This window comes from Alterinioella sp. B-7 (assembly GCF_056857775.1).
The window spans coordinates 405,783-417,633 of record NZ_JBSXNT010000032.1 but is presented as its reverse complement, the minus strand read 5'-3'; the positions used below and the strand labels follow the sequence as shown (position 1 = coordinate 417,633).

At 65.6% G+C, this 11,851-nt stretch carries 15 protein-coding genes; 7 read left to right on the top strand and 8 right to left on the bottom strand.

Going from position 1 to position 11,851, the window contains the following annotated elements; genetic code table 11:
- Nucleotides 1-2: 2 nt before the first annotated feature.
- The gene (locus AC13C7_RS11720) at nucleotides 3-1,637 is read right to left on the bottom strand and encodes a hypothetical protein (RefSeq protein ID WP_482867576.1); all 1,635 of its coding nucleotides are present in this window, start codon (nucleotides 1,635-1,637) and stop codon (nucleotides 3-5) included.
- Between the two features lie 77 nt (nucleotides 1,638-1,714).
- Entirely contained in the window at nucleotides 1,715-2,182 is a 468-nt protein-coding gene (locus AC13C7_RS11715) for an Lrp/AsnC family transcriptional regulator (RefSeq protein ID WP_482867575.1), read from the bottom strand.
- Between the two features lie 107 nt (nucleotides 2,183-2,289).
- On the opposite strand from AC13C7_RS11715, the gene AC13C7_RS11710 reads away from it, so the two are divergent.
- On the top strand, nucleotides 2,290-3,660 hold the full coding sequence (locus tag AC13C7_RS11710) for an aminotransferase (RefSeq protein ID WP_482867574.1): 1,371 nt from the start codon (nucleotides 2,290-2,292) through the stop codon (nucleotides 3,658-3,660).
- Nucleotides 3,661-3,864: 204 nt separating this feature from the next.
- Nucleotides 3,865-5,118 (top strand): DUF2254 domain-containing protein, encoded by a 1,254-nt coding sequence (locus AC13C7_RS11705; RefSeq protein WP_446120816.1) that lies wholly within the window; start codon nucleotides 3,865-3,867, stop codon nucleotides 5,116-5,118.
- On the opposite strand, the gene AC13C7_RS11700 is transcribed toward AC13C7_RS11705, so the two are convergent.
- Nucleotides 5,082-5,774 carry a DUF2161 domain-containing phosphodiesterase gene (locus AC13C7_RS11700; RefSeq protein ID WP_446120818.1) on the bottom strand — a complete coding sequence of 231 codons (693 nt, stop codon included), beginning with the start codon at nucleotides 5,772-5,774 and terminating at the stop codon, nucleotides 5,082-5,084. The genes AC13C7_RS11705 and AC13C7_RS11700 overlap by 37 nt on opposite strands.
- 157 nt (nucleotides 5,775-5,931) lie before the next feature.
- On the opposite strand from AC13C7_RS11700, the gene rpmB reads away from it, so the two are divergent.
- The 3 genes from rpmB (at nucleotide 5,932) to AC13C7_RS11685 (ending at nucleotide 7,169) form a co-directional block, all read left to right on the top strand.
- Nucleotides 5,932-6,219, top strand: a complete 288-nt coding sequence (gene rpmB / locus AC13C7_RS11695) for a 50S ribosomal protein L28 (RefSeq protein WP_172320767.1) — start codon at nucleotides 5,932-5,934, stop codon at nucleotides 6,217-6,219.
- Nucleotides 6,220-6,327: 108 nt separating this feature from the next.
- Entirely contained in the window at nucleotides 6,328-6,675 is a 348-nt protein-coding gene (locus AC13C7_RS11690; RefSeq protein ID WP_482867573.1) for a hypothetical protein, read from the top strand.
- 38 nt (nucleotides 6,676-6,713) lie between these two features.
- Nucleotides 6,714-7,169: a copper chaperone PCu(A)C gene (locus AC13C7_RS11685; protein ID WP_482867572.1), complete on the top strand. Its 456-nt coding sequence runs from the start codon at nucleotides 6,714-6,716 to the stop codon at nucleotides 7,167-7,169.
- Between the two features lie 145 nt (nucleotides 7,170-7,314).
- Here the strand turns inward: AC13C7_RS11685 and AC13C7_RS11680 are convergent, their stop codons facing one another.
- Together AC13C7_RS11680 and AC13C7_RS11675 are read right to left on the bottom strand one after the other, a co-directional pair.
- Nucleotides 7,315-7,782: an invasion associated locus B family protein gene (locus tag AC13C7_RS11680; protein ID WP_482867571.1), complete on the bottom strand. Its 468-nt coding sequence runs from the start codon at nucleotides 7,780-7,782 to the stop codon at nucleotides 7,315-7,317.
- 78 nt (nucleotides 7,783-7,860) lie between these two features.
- A complete protein-coding gene (locus AC13C7_RS11675; RefSeq protein WP_482867570.1) occupies nucleotides 7,861-8,550 on the bottom strand; it encodes an NAD-dependent deacylase in 690 nt (229 codons plus the stop codon).
- Between the two features lie 55 nt (nucleotides 8,551-8,605).
- On the opposite strand from AC13C7_RS11675, the gene AC13C7_RS11670 reads away from it, so the two are divergent.
- Complete coding sequence (locus tag AC13C7_RS11670; protein WP_172320762.1) at nucleotides 8,606-9,094, top strand: low molecular weight protein-tyrosine-phosphatase; 489 nt, start codon at nucleotides 8,606-8,608, stop codon at nucleotides 9,092-9,094.
- Here AC13C7_RS11670 and AC13C7_RS11665 read toward each other — a convergent pair.
- Both AC13C7_RS11665 and AC13C7_RS11660 read right to left on the bottom strand, forming a co-directional pair.
- Entirely contained in the window at nucleotides 9,052-9,354 is a 303-nt protein-coding gene (locus AC13C7_RS11665; RefSeq protein WP_172320761.1) for a hypothetical protein, read from the bottom strand. The two genes, AC13C7_RS11670 and AC13C7_RS11665, sit on opposite strands and share 43 nt — an antisense overlap.
- Before the next feature lie 126 nt (nucleotides 9,355-9,480).
- On the bottom strand, nucleotides 9,481-10,527 hold the full coding sequence (locus AC13C7_RS11660) for a Glu/Leu/Phe/Val family dehydrogenase (RefSeq protein WP_482867569.1): 1,047 nt from the start codon (nucleotides 10,525-10,527) through the stop codon (nucleotides 9,481-9,483).
- A 131-nt stretch (nucleotides 10,528-10,658) separates the two neighbouring features.
- On the opposite strand from AC13C7_RS11660, the gene AC13C7_RS11655 reads away from it, so the two are divergent.
- Nucleotides 10,659-11,108, top strand: coding sequence for an Lrp/AsnC family transcriptional regulator (locus tag AC13C7_RS11655; RefSeq protein ID WP_172320759.1), 450 nt, complete (start codon nucleotides 10,659-10,661; stop codon nucleotides 11,106-11,108).
- A 9-nt stretch (nucleotides 11,109-11,117) separates the two neighbouring features.
- On the opposite strand, the gene AC13C7_RS11650 is transcribed toward AC13C7_RS11655, so the two are convergent.
- A complete protein-coding gene (locus AC13C7_RS11650; RefSeq protein ID WP_482867568.1) occupies nucleotides 11,118-11,816 on the bottom strand; it encodes a hypothetical protein in 699 nt (232 codons plus the stop codon).
- Nucleotides 11,817-11,851 lie beyond the last annotated feature (35 nt).

The following is an 11,851-nucleotide window of genomic DNA, read 5'->3' as shown; positions in this document are numbered from 1 at the left end:
GTTCAGGCCACCTGACGGCAGTAGCAAGACGCCTTCACCGGCACATCCGCCCGCGCGACGGCCCGATCCAACTGGCGTTTGACATGCGCCGCCTCGACGGTCTCGCCGCGCCGGGTCAGGCATTCATGCAGCCCGTGCAGGCTCCAGACATTGTTGGGATGCTGGCAGGTCCGCGACAGGGTGTCGTCCAGCCCCAGATCGGCGCGGTAGACGGCCTCGGCCTCCTCGTAACGCCCCTGGTCCAGGAGCAGCGCGCCAAGCGCGTGGCGCGTCGGCTGCATCCAGCCCCAGGGCTCGTCATAGGGCAGGGTGTCGTCCAACGCAATGGAGCGGCGCAGGTGGTCGAACGCCGCCTCATGTCGGCCCGACTTGTAGGCCAACTCGCCCAACAGCATCTGCTCGGCCACCGTCAGGATGTCCCGGCAGGTATTGTTGAACAGCATCCGGGTCTCCGGCACGCGGTCGCGGGCCGCGACAAAGGCGTCGCGCTCGGCCTCGGCGGCAGGAATGTCGCCCAGATTGGCCAGTGCCACCGCGCGCGCATAGTGCATCATCGCCGTGGTCACGCAGTAGAGCCCGGCATCCTCGGGCAGCGGCTGGTCCAGGATCTCCTGCCAGCGCCCGAACCGGATCAGCACATGCTGCTTCATCGGGATGAAGCCCTCGAACCAATCCGCCAATGGGCGCAGGAGGTCGTCGGGCAGGGTCTCGATCAGCTCCTGCGCCGCCTCCAGCGCCGGTCCGGGCTGGCCCAGGAACATCGCGCCGTAGATCTTGAAATGGTAATTGTGGCAGCGATAGACCGAATAGAAATTCTCGGCGCCCGCATGGGCAAGGTAGCGCCGGTCGGCCTCGATCGCGGTCTGGTTGCGCAAGACCACGTTCATGTAATCGCCGCAGAGCACGTCGATATGGGTGGACATGTGCAGCAGATGCCCCGCATCGGGCATCAGCATGCTCAGCCGGTCGCCATGGCGCAGCGCCTTTTCGGGATAGGGCGACATCTCCATCAGGTGGATATACATGTGCAGAAGGCCGGGATGATCCCAGGCGCCCGCCAACGAGTCGAAGGCGGTTTCCAGGACCTTGCGCGCCTCTGCCGTATCGGCCCCGCGCGCGGGTTGGCCCGAGACCAGATCCCACAGTTCCCACGGTGTCCGGTTCATCAGCGCCTCGGCAAAGAGGGCGGATACGTCCAGATCGCCCGGATGCGCCTGATGCACGGCGCGCATCGCATCGGCATAGGCATCGGTGGCCTCCGCCAGCGCCGCATCGTCCGCGCTGTCGGGGTAGCGACTGAAAAGCGCCGCGATCAAATCACGTTCCACCGCCGTGATGGCCGCGCCGCTCTCCTGCGCCCTCTTCAACGCACCGCGTGCGGTGGCCAGTGCGTCGGGCGCTTCGCCGGGTTCGAAATCCTCCCACGGCTTGTTGTAATTCGGCCCGATCGCATAGGCGATCCCCCAGAGCGCCATGACGCAACCGGGGTCGGCCTCCAGCGCCGCCTCGAAACAGGTGATCGCCTCTTCATGGTTGAAGGCGTAGGTCCAGTTCAGCCCCCGGTCGACCCATTCCTGCGCCGCGCCCGAGCCCGTGCTGACAGGCCGCGAATAGGCCCCCAGATCGAAATACGCCATCACCCCGTCCCCCCGTTTCGGTTTTTGTTCTGCCACAGGGGTAGCATCTTTTTGCGATTCGGCGGGCCGGGATGCGCCTACCCCCAGGGCGGCACGTAGAACCCGGCCTTGATCCGGTCCATCACCACCGTGGTCTTGAAGCCCTTGATGTCGGGATTGTCATAGAGGAAATTGCGGGTGAATTCCTCGTATTCCTTGATGTCGCGGGCGCTGATCACCAGCACGAAATCGCTGTCTCCAGTGACGTAATAGGCGCTCATCACCACCGGTTCGTGCCGCACCGCGCGCTTGAAATGGTCGATGATGTCAGAGCGTTCGCGCTCCAGCTGAACGGTCACGATCATGGTCAGGGTGCGGCCCACATCCTCACCCGAAATGACCGAGATATCGCCGGTGATCACCTTGTCGCGCCTCAGCCGCGCCAGCCGCCGTTGCACGGATGTGGGCGACAGCCCGACCCGGTGGCCCAGTTGCGCCGAGGTCAGTTGATTGTCCAGTTGCACCTCATGCAGGATCTTGCGATCCAGGTCGTCGATTTTCGCCATTCCGATCCCCTCTTGCGCCGCAAGACTGCACATATCGCACCAATTCGCCGCAAATCCCCCCATTTCGCCGCTATGCTGCGCGCAATCCTGACAGAAAGACAAGACCGATGCTGACCAATGATCAACTGGCCCTCTGGGACCGTGAGAATTTCTTTCACCCCTCCACGCACCTTGCGCAACACGCGCGCGGCGAAACGCCAAGCCGCGTGATCGCCGGTGGCGACGGCGTGCATATCACCGACCGCGACGGGCGGCGGATGCTGGATGCCTTTGCCGGGCTCTATTGCGTGAACGTGGGCTATGGCCGCACCGAGATTGCCGAGGCCATCGCCAAACAGGCGCATGAACTGGCCTATTATCATTCCTATGTCGGCCACGGCACCGAGGCGTCCATTACACTCGCCAAGATGATCCTCGACCGCGCGCCCGCGAGCATGTCCAAGGTCTATTTCGGGCAGAGCGGCTCGGACGCGAACGAGACCAACATCAAGCTGGTCTGGTATTACAACAACATCCGTGGCCTGCCGCAGAAGAAAAAGATCATCTCGCGCTGGCGCGGCTATCACGGCTCGGGGCTGATGACGGGCTCGCTGACGGGGCTGGAGCTGTTCCACAAGAAATTCGACCTGCCGCTTTCCCAGGTGATCCACACCGAAGCGCCCTACTACCTGCGCCGCGCCGATCAGGGCATGAGCGAGGCGCAATTCGCCCAGGACTGCGCCGACAAGCTCGAGGCGCTGATCCAGGCCGAGGGCCCCGACACAATCGCCGCCTTCATCGGCGAGCCGATCCTGGGCACCGGGGGCATCGTGCCGCCGCCCGCTGGCTATTGGGATGCGATCCAGAAGGTGCTCAAGAAACACGACATCTTGCTCATTGCCGATGAGGTCGTCACCGGCTTCGGTCGTCTCGGCACCATGTTCGGCAGCGACCATTACGGCATCACGCCCGATATCATCACCATCGCCAAGGGCCTGACATCGGCCTATGCGCCGCTCTCTGGCTCCATCGTGTCGGACAAGGTCTGGAAGGTGCTGGAGGATGGCACCGACGAGTACGGCCCCATCGGCCATGGCTGGACCTATTCCGCCCATCCCATCGGCGCGGCGGCAGGCGTGGCGAACCTGAAGCTGATCGACGACCTGGGGCTGGTGGAAAACGCCGGCAAGACCGGCGCCTACCTGAATGCCGCACTCAAGGACGCACTGGCGGATCATCCCCATGTGGCCGAGGTGCGCGGCGAAGGGCTGATGGCCGCCGTCGAACTGGCCGAGACGAAAGAGCCGTTCGGGGCCTTCGATCCCGCGCGCAAGATCGGCGCGGCGGTCTCTGCCGCGATGGCCTCGCAGGACGTGATCGCGCGGGCCATGCCGCAGGGCGACATCATCGGCTTCGCGCCGCCGCTCTGCATCACGGAAGCCGAGGTCGACCGCGTCGTCGAGGTGACGAAACGCGCGGTGGAGAGCGTCCTCTCCTGAGCCGCATGGTAACGGTTTCTTAACCCCGCCGATGCCAGAATATCCCCATGCTTCAGACGGCATGAACACCCCAGACACGCGCCCGCAAGGTTCCCTCGTTGCGGGCGCGTTCTGTCCCGGGCCGGCAAATTCCCGGTGGCCCTTCGCGCGCGATCCTCTCATGATGGCGAAACCACACAAGGCCAGAGGGACAGCAGCCCGCCGATGAACAACCGGATTCTCTTCAAGATCCTGCAATTGCGCAAACGCCTCTGGGCGCGGCCATTGCTCTTCTGCATCATGGCGGTCCTTGCCGCCGCATTGGCGCATCTGACCGATTTCGTGGTCCCCGACGACCTGCCGCCGCAGATCAGCCGTGACACGGTCGACAGCCTGCTGACCATCATCTCCTCGTCGATGCTGGCGGTGGCGACCTTCGCCGTCGGCTCGATGGTCTCGGCCTATGCCTCGGCGGGGCAGGCCGCCACCCCGCGCGCCTTCTTCCTGGTGCTCGACGATGACGTGTCTCAGACCGCGCTGTCCAGCTTCATCGGCGCCTTCATCTTCTCCATCGTCGGCCTCATCGCGCTGAAGACCGAGTTCTACGGCCCCGCCGGCATCTTTGCGATGTTCCTTCTGACAATCTCGATCTTCGCCTGGGTGATCCTCACCTTCGTGCGGTGGGTCGACAATATCGCTCGCCTGGGACGCCTCGGCAGCACCATCGACAAGGCCGAGGACGCCGCGGAGGCTTCGATCAGGGACCGGCTGTCGCAGCCCTATCTGGGCGGCGTGCGGCAGACCGAGAAGACGGCGCTCAAGGGCTATGCCGTCCACGCCTCGCAGATCGGCTATGTGCAATATGTCGATGTCCAGGCCCTGCAACAGATCGCCGAGGCGCATGGGCTGCACATCATGCTCGCCGCGCTTCCCGGCACCTTTGTCACCCATGACCGGGCGCTGGTGGTGCTGAACCATGGCGGCATGATCGACGACGACCTGCGCGCCGAGATCGAGGATTGTTTCGTTATTGGAAACAATCGCAGCTTCGAGGAAGACCCCCGCTTCGGCCTTATCGTACTGTCCGAGATCTCGGCCCGCGCCTTGTCGCCCGGTGTCAACGACCCCGGCACCGCCATTGTCACCATCGGGCGCTTCGTCAAGCTCCTGGCACTCTGGACCCGGCCCGAGGATCCCGACAGCCCGCCGCAGATCAAGTATGACCGCCTGATCGTGCCCGAGATCGCCCTGGACGAGATGTTCGACGACGCCTTCACCGCCATCGCCCGCGACGGGGCGGGCACGGTCGAGGTCGGCATCCGCCTGCAAAAGGCGTTCCGCAGCCTGGCGCGGATCAGCTATCCGGGGATGCGGGACCAGGCGCTGCGTCATTCCGGCCTGGCCCTGAAACGCGCCCGCCAGGCCCTGCCGCTGGAGGAGGATTACGCCCGGCTGGAGGCGGTGGCCAGGACCATCTGAGGATCATAACCCGCCAACCCCTCCACCCCCTTGGGCGTCAGCGCATAGACGCCCTTTTCCACCCGCTCGAACCAGCCGTAATGATCGTCGCGCATCAGCCGCGTGGCATGTTCCACCCCGGTTTCGGCCTTCACCACGGCCCCCTTGCAAGGGCCATGCGCGGCCAGATGCGCCGCACAGCGCAGCGCGTCCTGCCGGTAGGCGGTGACCAGCCCCGCCCGCGTCGCGCCGCCCGTGTTGGGATCGCCCACACGGCGGGCGAACTCGCGCAGCAGCCGCTGACGCTTGGGCTTGGAGATGCGCGGCGCGTACGGCCCCGGATCGCAATGCACCTCGACCAGCCCGTCGCGCAGCCGCACCGTGATCAGCCCGAGCCCCAGGCGACGCGCCAGCGCAGTGTTCTCCTTCAGCGCCTTCGCAAAGCCCCGCCCCTTGCCCCTGGGCACCGCCAGGTAGACCAGATCGGCCAGCGCCAGCCGCGCCACGCCCTGGTGGAACAAAGCCAGCGCGAAGCGGGTCTTCATCTCGACGATCACCGGCTCCTCCGCGCCGCGCAGGGCCACCACATCGGCCGCGCCGACCTCGGATTTCACCTCGTAGCCCTGGCCTTGCAGAAAGGCGCGGATGGGGGGGTATAAATCGGTTTCCTTCACCATGACCGTCACGCTAGAAGCGGGCGCAGGGATTGTCACCCGCCAAGCGGCGTTCCGGCTTGACACCGGCCCCCCCGGCGCTTATCCACCGGCCAGAATTCCGAGGGCGCTGACCAGCCTCAGCGCCCTTATCCGTTTCAAAGAACCCGAGGTAAGCCCCATGTCGCGCGTCTGCGAATTGACCGGAAAAGGCCCGATGGTCGGCAACAATGTCAGCCATGCCAACAACAAGACCAAGCGTCGTTTCCTGCCGAACCTGAACGAGGTCACGCTCGGCTCCGACATCCTGGATCGCCGCTTCAAGCTGCGCATCTCCAACGCCGCCCTGCGCACCGTCGACCATCGCGGTGGCCTGGACGCGTTCATGGCCCGCGCCAAGGACGAGGAGCTGTCGGACAAGGCGCTGAAAATCAAGAAGGAAATCGTGAAGGCCCAGGCCGAAGCCTGATCTTCCGATCCCGACCCGACCCGAAACGGCCCGCCGGAGCGATCCGCGCGGGCCGCTTGTCATTTTGCCGCTTTCCCCTGGTCGGGCTCATCCCCTAGAACGGGCCCCATGACCCGGTCCTTTCCCATCCTGACCGCGCTTTTCCTGGCGCTGACACTGGCCCTGACCTCCGTCAGCATGGCCGTGGCGCGCGGCGGCATGAGCCTCTCGGGCGTGATGATTCTCTGCGTGGACGCCACCCAGGTGATCGTGCCGCTCGACCCCGACGGTCGGCCGCGGGAATCGCCGCCCGCCTGTCTTTATTGCACGATGGGCGCGCTGGCGCCGAACGTTGCGGCCCCGCTCGTGGCGCCGGTCGGGCGCGCGCGCCTCGCGCAGGCCGCCCCGGTCTCCGCCATCCCCGACACGGTCCCCGCCCGCGCCCCGCAGGCCCGTGGCCCGCCTCTTTCCGTCTGAACCCGCCACACGAGTTTTCAGACAGAAGGAGACGACGGATGTCGTTCAAACCCACTTTCATCGCCGGGCTTGCCGTACTGAGCCTGCCGGGCATCGCCTCGGCGCAGATGATCATCGAAGACGCCTATGCCCGCGCCTCCGGCCCTTCCGCGCAATCGGGCGCGGCTTTCATGGTCATCCTCAACCAGTCGGATACGGATGACCGGGTGACCGGCGTCACCTCCGACGCCGCCGCGCGGGTCGAGCTGCACACCCATATCGAGGATGAAAACGGCGTCATGCGGATGCGTCACGTTGTGGACGGATTTCCCATCGCGGCGGGCGAAAGCCACACCCTCGCGCGCGGCGGCGACCACATCATGTTCATGGGGTTGAGCCAGCCCTGGCACCAAGCAGACACGATCACCGTCACGCTCACCTTCGAGCATGCCGACCCGGTCGAGTTGTCCATCCCCGTCGACCTGGACCGGATGGATCGCGGCGCGTCGCACTGACCAGGAAGGGGAGGGCAGATCAGGCTTTCGAAGAAGCCCACAAGCGGACCCTCGCGGAACCGGCACTGGCGTGGAAGCGACCTGCCCTCCTAACCAAATATATACCGCACGGATTGCACGGATCAATCCCGACTTGGCCGACGGTTCACGGGGCGGCGTTGCGCATCAGCGTCAGCGCGCGGGCCTCGGCCTCGGCAAAGCCCTCGGGGTTCAGCATCCGGACCTCTCCGCCCTGATCCACCCCCAGATCGCCGATCATCTCGGCGGTGAAGGCGGGGGAATAGTAGGTCAGAACCGCATCGTTGCCGCCCTCGGTCATGTCCTGCCCGAAGAGCCTGTCGCCATCCACCGGGTCACGCAAGGTCAGCGCGTAATAGCCTGACGGGTAGACGAACATGACAAAGCCCTGGTCATCCTCCACCGCGCAGTCGCGCAGATCGTTGTGGCGGCTGCCGCTGCCGGGTGCGGTGCAGAGAACCTGCCATATGCCGTGGGTGGACTCGAGCGTGTAGTCGGACAGGTCGTAATTCCCCGCGCCGACCTGGGCGTGGGCAGGGGCCATGAACATCCCCAGGATCAGGGCAGGGAAGGCCGATTGCAAAAGCGACTTCATGAAAGGACTCCTGAAATGGGAAATATAGTGTATATCACACATTTAGTGGATGATACAGCCCCTTCCCGAACCTTCCGTTCAGGCCAGCACCTCTGCCACCCAGTCCGGTACCGCCTGCGTTGCTGGCCCCGCGATCACCCGGTCGAACAGCCCCGGCACAAGCGACGGCTCCAGGTTGATCTCGAGCGTCTCGACTCCGCAGGCGCGCGCCTCATCGACGAAGCCCGCTGCCGGGTAGACCTCGCCCGAGGTGCCGATGGATACGAACAGGTCGGCCCGCGCCAAAGCACGCCCGATCTCGTCCATGTGAAACGGCATCTCGCCGAACCAGACAATATCGGGTCGGGCCCTTCGCGCGGTGCAGGCGGGGCAGGGGGCCGCCGGGTCCATTGCCCTCGGCGCGGGCCAGCGGTGATCGCAGGCCGCACAGACCGCGCCCGACAACGCCCCGTGCATATGCAGCACGTTCTTGCTGCCCGCGCGTTCATGCAGGTCATCGACATTCTGCGTCACCAGCAGCACCTCGCCCGGATACTCCGCCTCCAGCCGTGCCAGCGCTGCGTGTGCGGCGTTCGGGGCAGCGTCCAGCATGTTGGCGCGGCGGGCATTGTAGAAATCATGCACCAGCGCGGGGTTGCGGGCAAAGCCTTGCGGTGTCGCGACCTCCTCCAGGTCATATTGCGACCACAGCCCGCCCACGTCGCGGAAGGTGCCAAGCCCGCTTTCCGCCGAGATACCCGCCCCGGTCAGGATCACGATCCGCTTCATCTCTCGCCCTCCTCATGGCATCAAGGGCCCGACCCGGTATAGGAGCGCCCCCCGAATGACCCACTCTATCCTCAGCGTCTGTCTCGGCAATATCTGCCGCTCGCCCGCGGGACAGGGCGCGTTGCAGCGCGCGCTTCCGGGGGTGCGCATCGACAGCGCCGGAACCTCCGGCTGGCATGACGGCGATGCGCCCTACGCAGCCATGCAGGAGGCCGCCCGCGCCCTCGGCCTCGACCTCAGCGCGCAGGTCTCGCGCCGCGTGCAGCCGCAGGATTTCACCCGCTTCGACCTGATCCTTGCCATGGATGCGCAGAACCTCGCCGATCTGCGCGCCATCCAGCCCAAAGGCTCACCCGCCCGGTTGGCGCTCTATCTCGATGCCATGGAAAAAGGGCCGCGCGATGTGCGCGACCCCTATTACACCCGTGATTTCAACGGGGTGATGGCCTTGATCGACCGCGGCGCGCGGGCCTGGGCCAGCCGCCTCCAGGGCGATTCAGGTCAACTGCATTGCAACTCCGCGGCTTCCCCGAACGCTTCGTAGCGGTCCCAGAAGGCATCATCATTCGGCCGGTTCGAGGCCCGAACCTCCTGTGCCTCATCGGGGTCGCGGAAGAACCGCGCCGCCTGGCGCATCTCGCGGCGGGTCAACGTCACCCGCGCCACGCTGCCAATGCACGCACATAGTTGCGGCGACGCCTCCGTGCGGTCCGAGCGATTGCACGCGCGCTCCACCGGGTTGGCGTCAACCGGCGCGCCCACCATCATGAAGACCGCCACCAAAAACGGAAATTTCTTGGTCATGAACCTGTCCCTTTCTTGCCTGTCCTTGCGGGGTTTTCCCCGTCTTGAGGCGATAAGATGCACAAGAGGGACGCCCCGCGCAACGGTTCGTTTTGCGCAGGGCGGCAATTGGCGGATCGGCGCGTGTCAGGCGGCCTTGCCCTGCATCCGCGACAGCACGACCTCATCGGCCAGGCGGTGCGGCGAGACACCGCGCGCCACCGCGCCTGACAGGATCGCGTCCAGCGTCGCCTCGGCCTCGGCCAGCTTGTCGGCGACAAAGGCGGGGCGGTCCTTGATGCGCAGGATCTCTGTCGCGACATTCACGATGCCCCCGGCATTGGCGACGTAATCGGGCGCGTAGAGGATGCCGCGCGCGTGCAGCCGGTCGCCATCGGCAGGCGTTGCAAGCTGGTTGTTGGCCCCGCCCGCGACGGCGCCGACCTTGAGGCCCGCGATGCTGGCCTCGTTCAGGATGCCGCCGATGGCGCAGGGCGCCAGGATGTCGGCCTCCATCTCGAGGATGCGGTCGACCGGCACGACCTCCGCCCCGAAGACGTCTGCCGCGCGCGTGCAACGGCCCGCCTCCATATCGGCCACGATCAGGCGCGCGCCGGCTGCGTGCAGCATCTCGGCCAGGTACCAGCCGACATGCCCAAGCCCCTGAACCGCCACCCTGCGCCCGGTCAGATCGGCACTGCCGAAGCGATGCTTCGCGGTGCAGCGGATCGCGTTGAAGATGCCGCGCGCGGTGACGGGCGAGGGGTCGCCGCTGGCAAACTCGCCATCGGCCAGGCCCGCCACGTAAGGCGTCACCCCGGCCAGCACGGCCATATCCTCGGGCGACATGCCCATATCCTCGGCGGTCCAGTAGCGGCCCTGAAGCCCGTCAATGGCGCGGGCGAAGGCCCGCAGCATCTCGGGCGTCTTGGTGGCGGGATCACCCATGATTACCGCCTTGCCGCCGCCAAGCGGCAGGCCCGCCGCCGCGTTCTTGAAGGTCATGCCATGGCTGAGGCGCAGCACATCGTTGATCGCACTCTCCTCGCTGTCATAGGCGCGCATCCGAAGCCCGCCCGCCGCGGGGCCAAGCTGCGTCGAATGGATGGCGATGAACCCGGTCAGCCCGGTCGCGTCGTTCCGGACGCGGATGACATCTTCGTGGCTGTCGCTGGAAAGTCTGGTGATCTGCATGAATATTCCTCCCGATCTTGCGGGAATCGTATCAGATCTGCCTGGGCGAAAGACGCCAAAGACGGGCTTGGGGCGGGGTGGGATTGGTGATATTCTCCATGCGTCGCGCATCACTTGGAGGTTTTCGCCAGATGGACGCAATGGACCGCAAGATTCTCTCGGCGCTGCAAGCCGATGGGCGCCTTTCCGTCACCGACCTGGCGGAGCGTGTCGGCCTCTCGCCCACGCCCTGCGCCCGCCGCATGGCCCGGATGGAGGCGGATGGCATCATCACCGGCTACGCGGCCCGCGTCGATGCCGCGAAACTGGGCTACGGCATCACGGTTTTCGTCTTCGTCGAGCTGGAGCGCCAGTCGCAAAAGACGCTGCAGGAGTTCGAGCGCGCCATCAAGCGCTTCCCGGAAGTGATGGAATGCCACCTGATGACCGGCAGCCGGGACATCCTGCTCAAGATTGCCACCTCAGACCTCACCGCCTTCGACGAGTTCCTGGAAAACAGCCTGCTGCGGGTCGAGGGCATCCGCTCCACCCGCACCAGTTTCTCACTGCGCAGCATGGTCAACCGCGAGGTTGCGCCCTGAGGGTCGGTTTCAGTTTACCCAGTCGGGCCAGTTCATGTTGCTGAAACAGGCGCCGTAAGCGCCGATATTCGGCTGCGTGACACGGCTGGAAACCAATTGGCTTGGAACCCGCACAATCCCGAAACGGCCATCGCCATCGGCATCGACACAGCCGCAATAGGCGTTGCCCTGGCACTGCGCGGTCGAAGCGGCCTGCTGGGTGCAGGCATAGTAGTTGCCGATATTGGGCTGGATGACGCTGGCGGTCGGGGTCTGGACCACCAGAGCGTGACTGACGACGCCGAACCGCCCGTCATTGTCGTAATCCTCGCAGGTTAGGTAGCGGTCGTTGCGGGCCGGGTAGGCCGCCAGTCGGTCCCGGCAGGTAAAGTAATTGCCGGTATTGGCCTCCAGCACGGTGGGCCCGGTCGTCGGGTAGGGGTGGCGCACGATCCCGAAACGCCCGTCCCGGTCGCGATCCTCGCAAGCGCAGAGCGCCGACCCGTTGCAGGCACCTTGCTGCGCGATGGCGGCGGTGCAGGTCTGGTAGGTGCCCAGATTGGGCTGCATCACCTCGGCGTCACGGGCGGCGGGCGCCAGCGTCAATTCGACCAGGCCGAACCGGCCATCATTGTCGCGATCCTCGCAGATCAGCAACCGGTCGGCATTGGCAAATGCGGGGGCGGCCAGCAAGGTGGCCAAGGTGGTGAGAAGACAGAGAACGCGCATGGAATACCTCATCAAATACGGGGTCGAGAAAAGGC

Bases quoted from the DNA above. Each gene is read 5' to 3' on its own strand.
- AC13C7_RS11720 (WP_482867576.1), bottom strand. From the start codon at position 1,637: ATGGCGTATTTCGATCTGGGGGCCTATTCGCGGCCTGTCAGCACGGGC.
- AC13C7_RS11715 (WP_482867575.1), bottom strand. From the start codon at position 2,182: ATGGCGAAAATCGACGACCTGGATCGCAAGATCCTGCATGAGGTGCAA.
- AC13C7_RS11710 (WP_482867574.1), top strand. From the start codon at position 2,290: ATGCTGACCAATGATCAACTGGCCCTCTGGGACCGTGAGAATTTCTTT.
- AC13C7_RS11705 (WP_446120816.1), top strand. From the start codon at position 3,865: ATGAACAACCGGATTCTCTTCAAGATCCTGCAATTGCGCAAACGCCTC.
- AC13C7_RS11700 (WP_446120818.1), bottom strand. From the start codon at position 5,774: ATGGTGAAGGAAACCGATTTATACCCCCCCATCCGCGCCTTTCTGCAA.
- rpmB (WP_172320767.1), top strand. From the start codon at position 5,932: ATGTCGCGCGTCTGCGAATTGACCGGAAAAGGCCCGATGGTCGGCAAC.
- AC13C7_RS11690 (WP_482867573.1), top strand. From the start codon at position 6,328: ATGACCCGGTCCTTTCCCATCCTGACCGCGCTTTTCCTGGCGCTGACA.
- AC13C7_RS11685 (WP_482867572.1), top strand. From the start codon at position 6,714: ATGTCGTTCAAACCCACTTTCATCGCCGGGCTTGCCGTACTGAGCCTG.
- AC13C7_RS11680 (WP_482867571.1), bottom strand. From the start codon at position 7,782: ATGAAGTCGCTTTTGCAATCGGCCTTCCCTGCCCTGATCCTGGGGATG.
- AC13C7_RS11675 (WP_482867570.1), bottom strand. From the start codon at position 8,550: ATGAAGCGGATCGTGATCCTGACCGGGGCGGGTATCTCGGCGGAAAGC.
- AC13C7_RS11670 (WP_172320762.1), top strand. From the start codon at position 8,606: ATGACCCACTCTATCCTCAGCGTCTGTCTCGGCAATATCTGCCGCTCG.
- AC13C7_RS11665 (WP_172320761.1), bottom strand. From the start codon at position 9,354: ATGACCAAGAAATTTCCGTTTTTGGTGGCGGTCTTCATGATGGTGGGC.
- AC13C7_RS11660 (WP_482867569.1), bottom strand. From the start codon at position 10,527: ATGCAGATCACCAGACTTTCCAGCGACAGCCACGAAGATGTCATCCGC.
- AC13C7_RS11655 (WP_172320759.1), top strand. From the start codon at position 10,659: ATGGACGCAATGGACCGCAAGATTCTCTCGGCGCTGCAAGCCGATGGG.
- AC13C7_RS11650 (WP_482867568.1), bottom strand. From the start codon at position 11,816: ATGCGCGTTCTCTGTCTTCTCACCACCTTGGCCACCTTGCTGGCCGCC.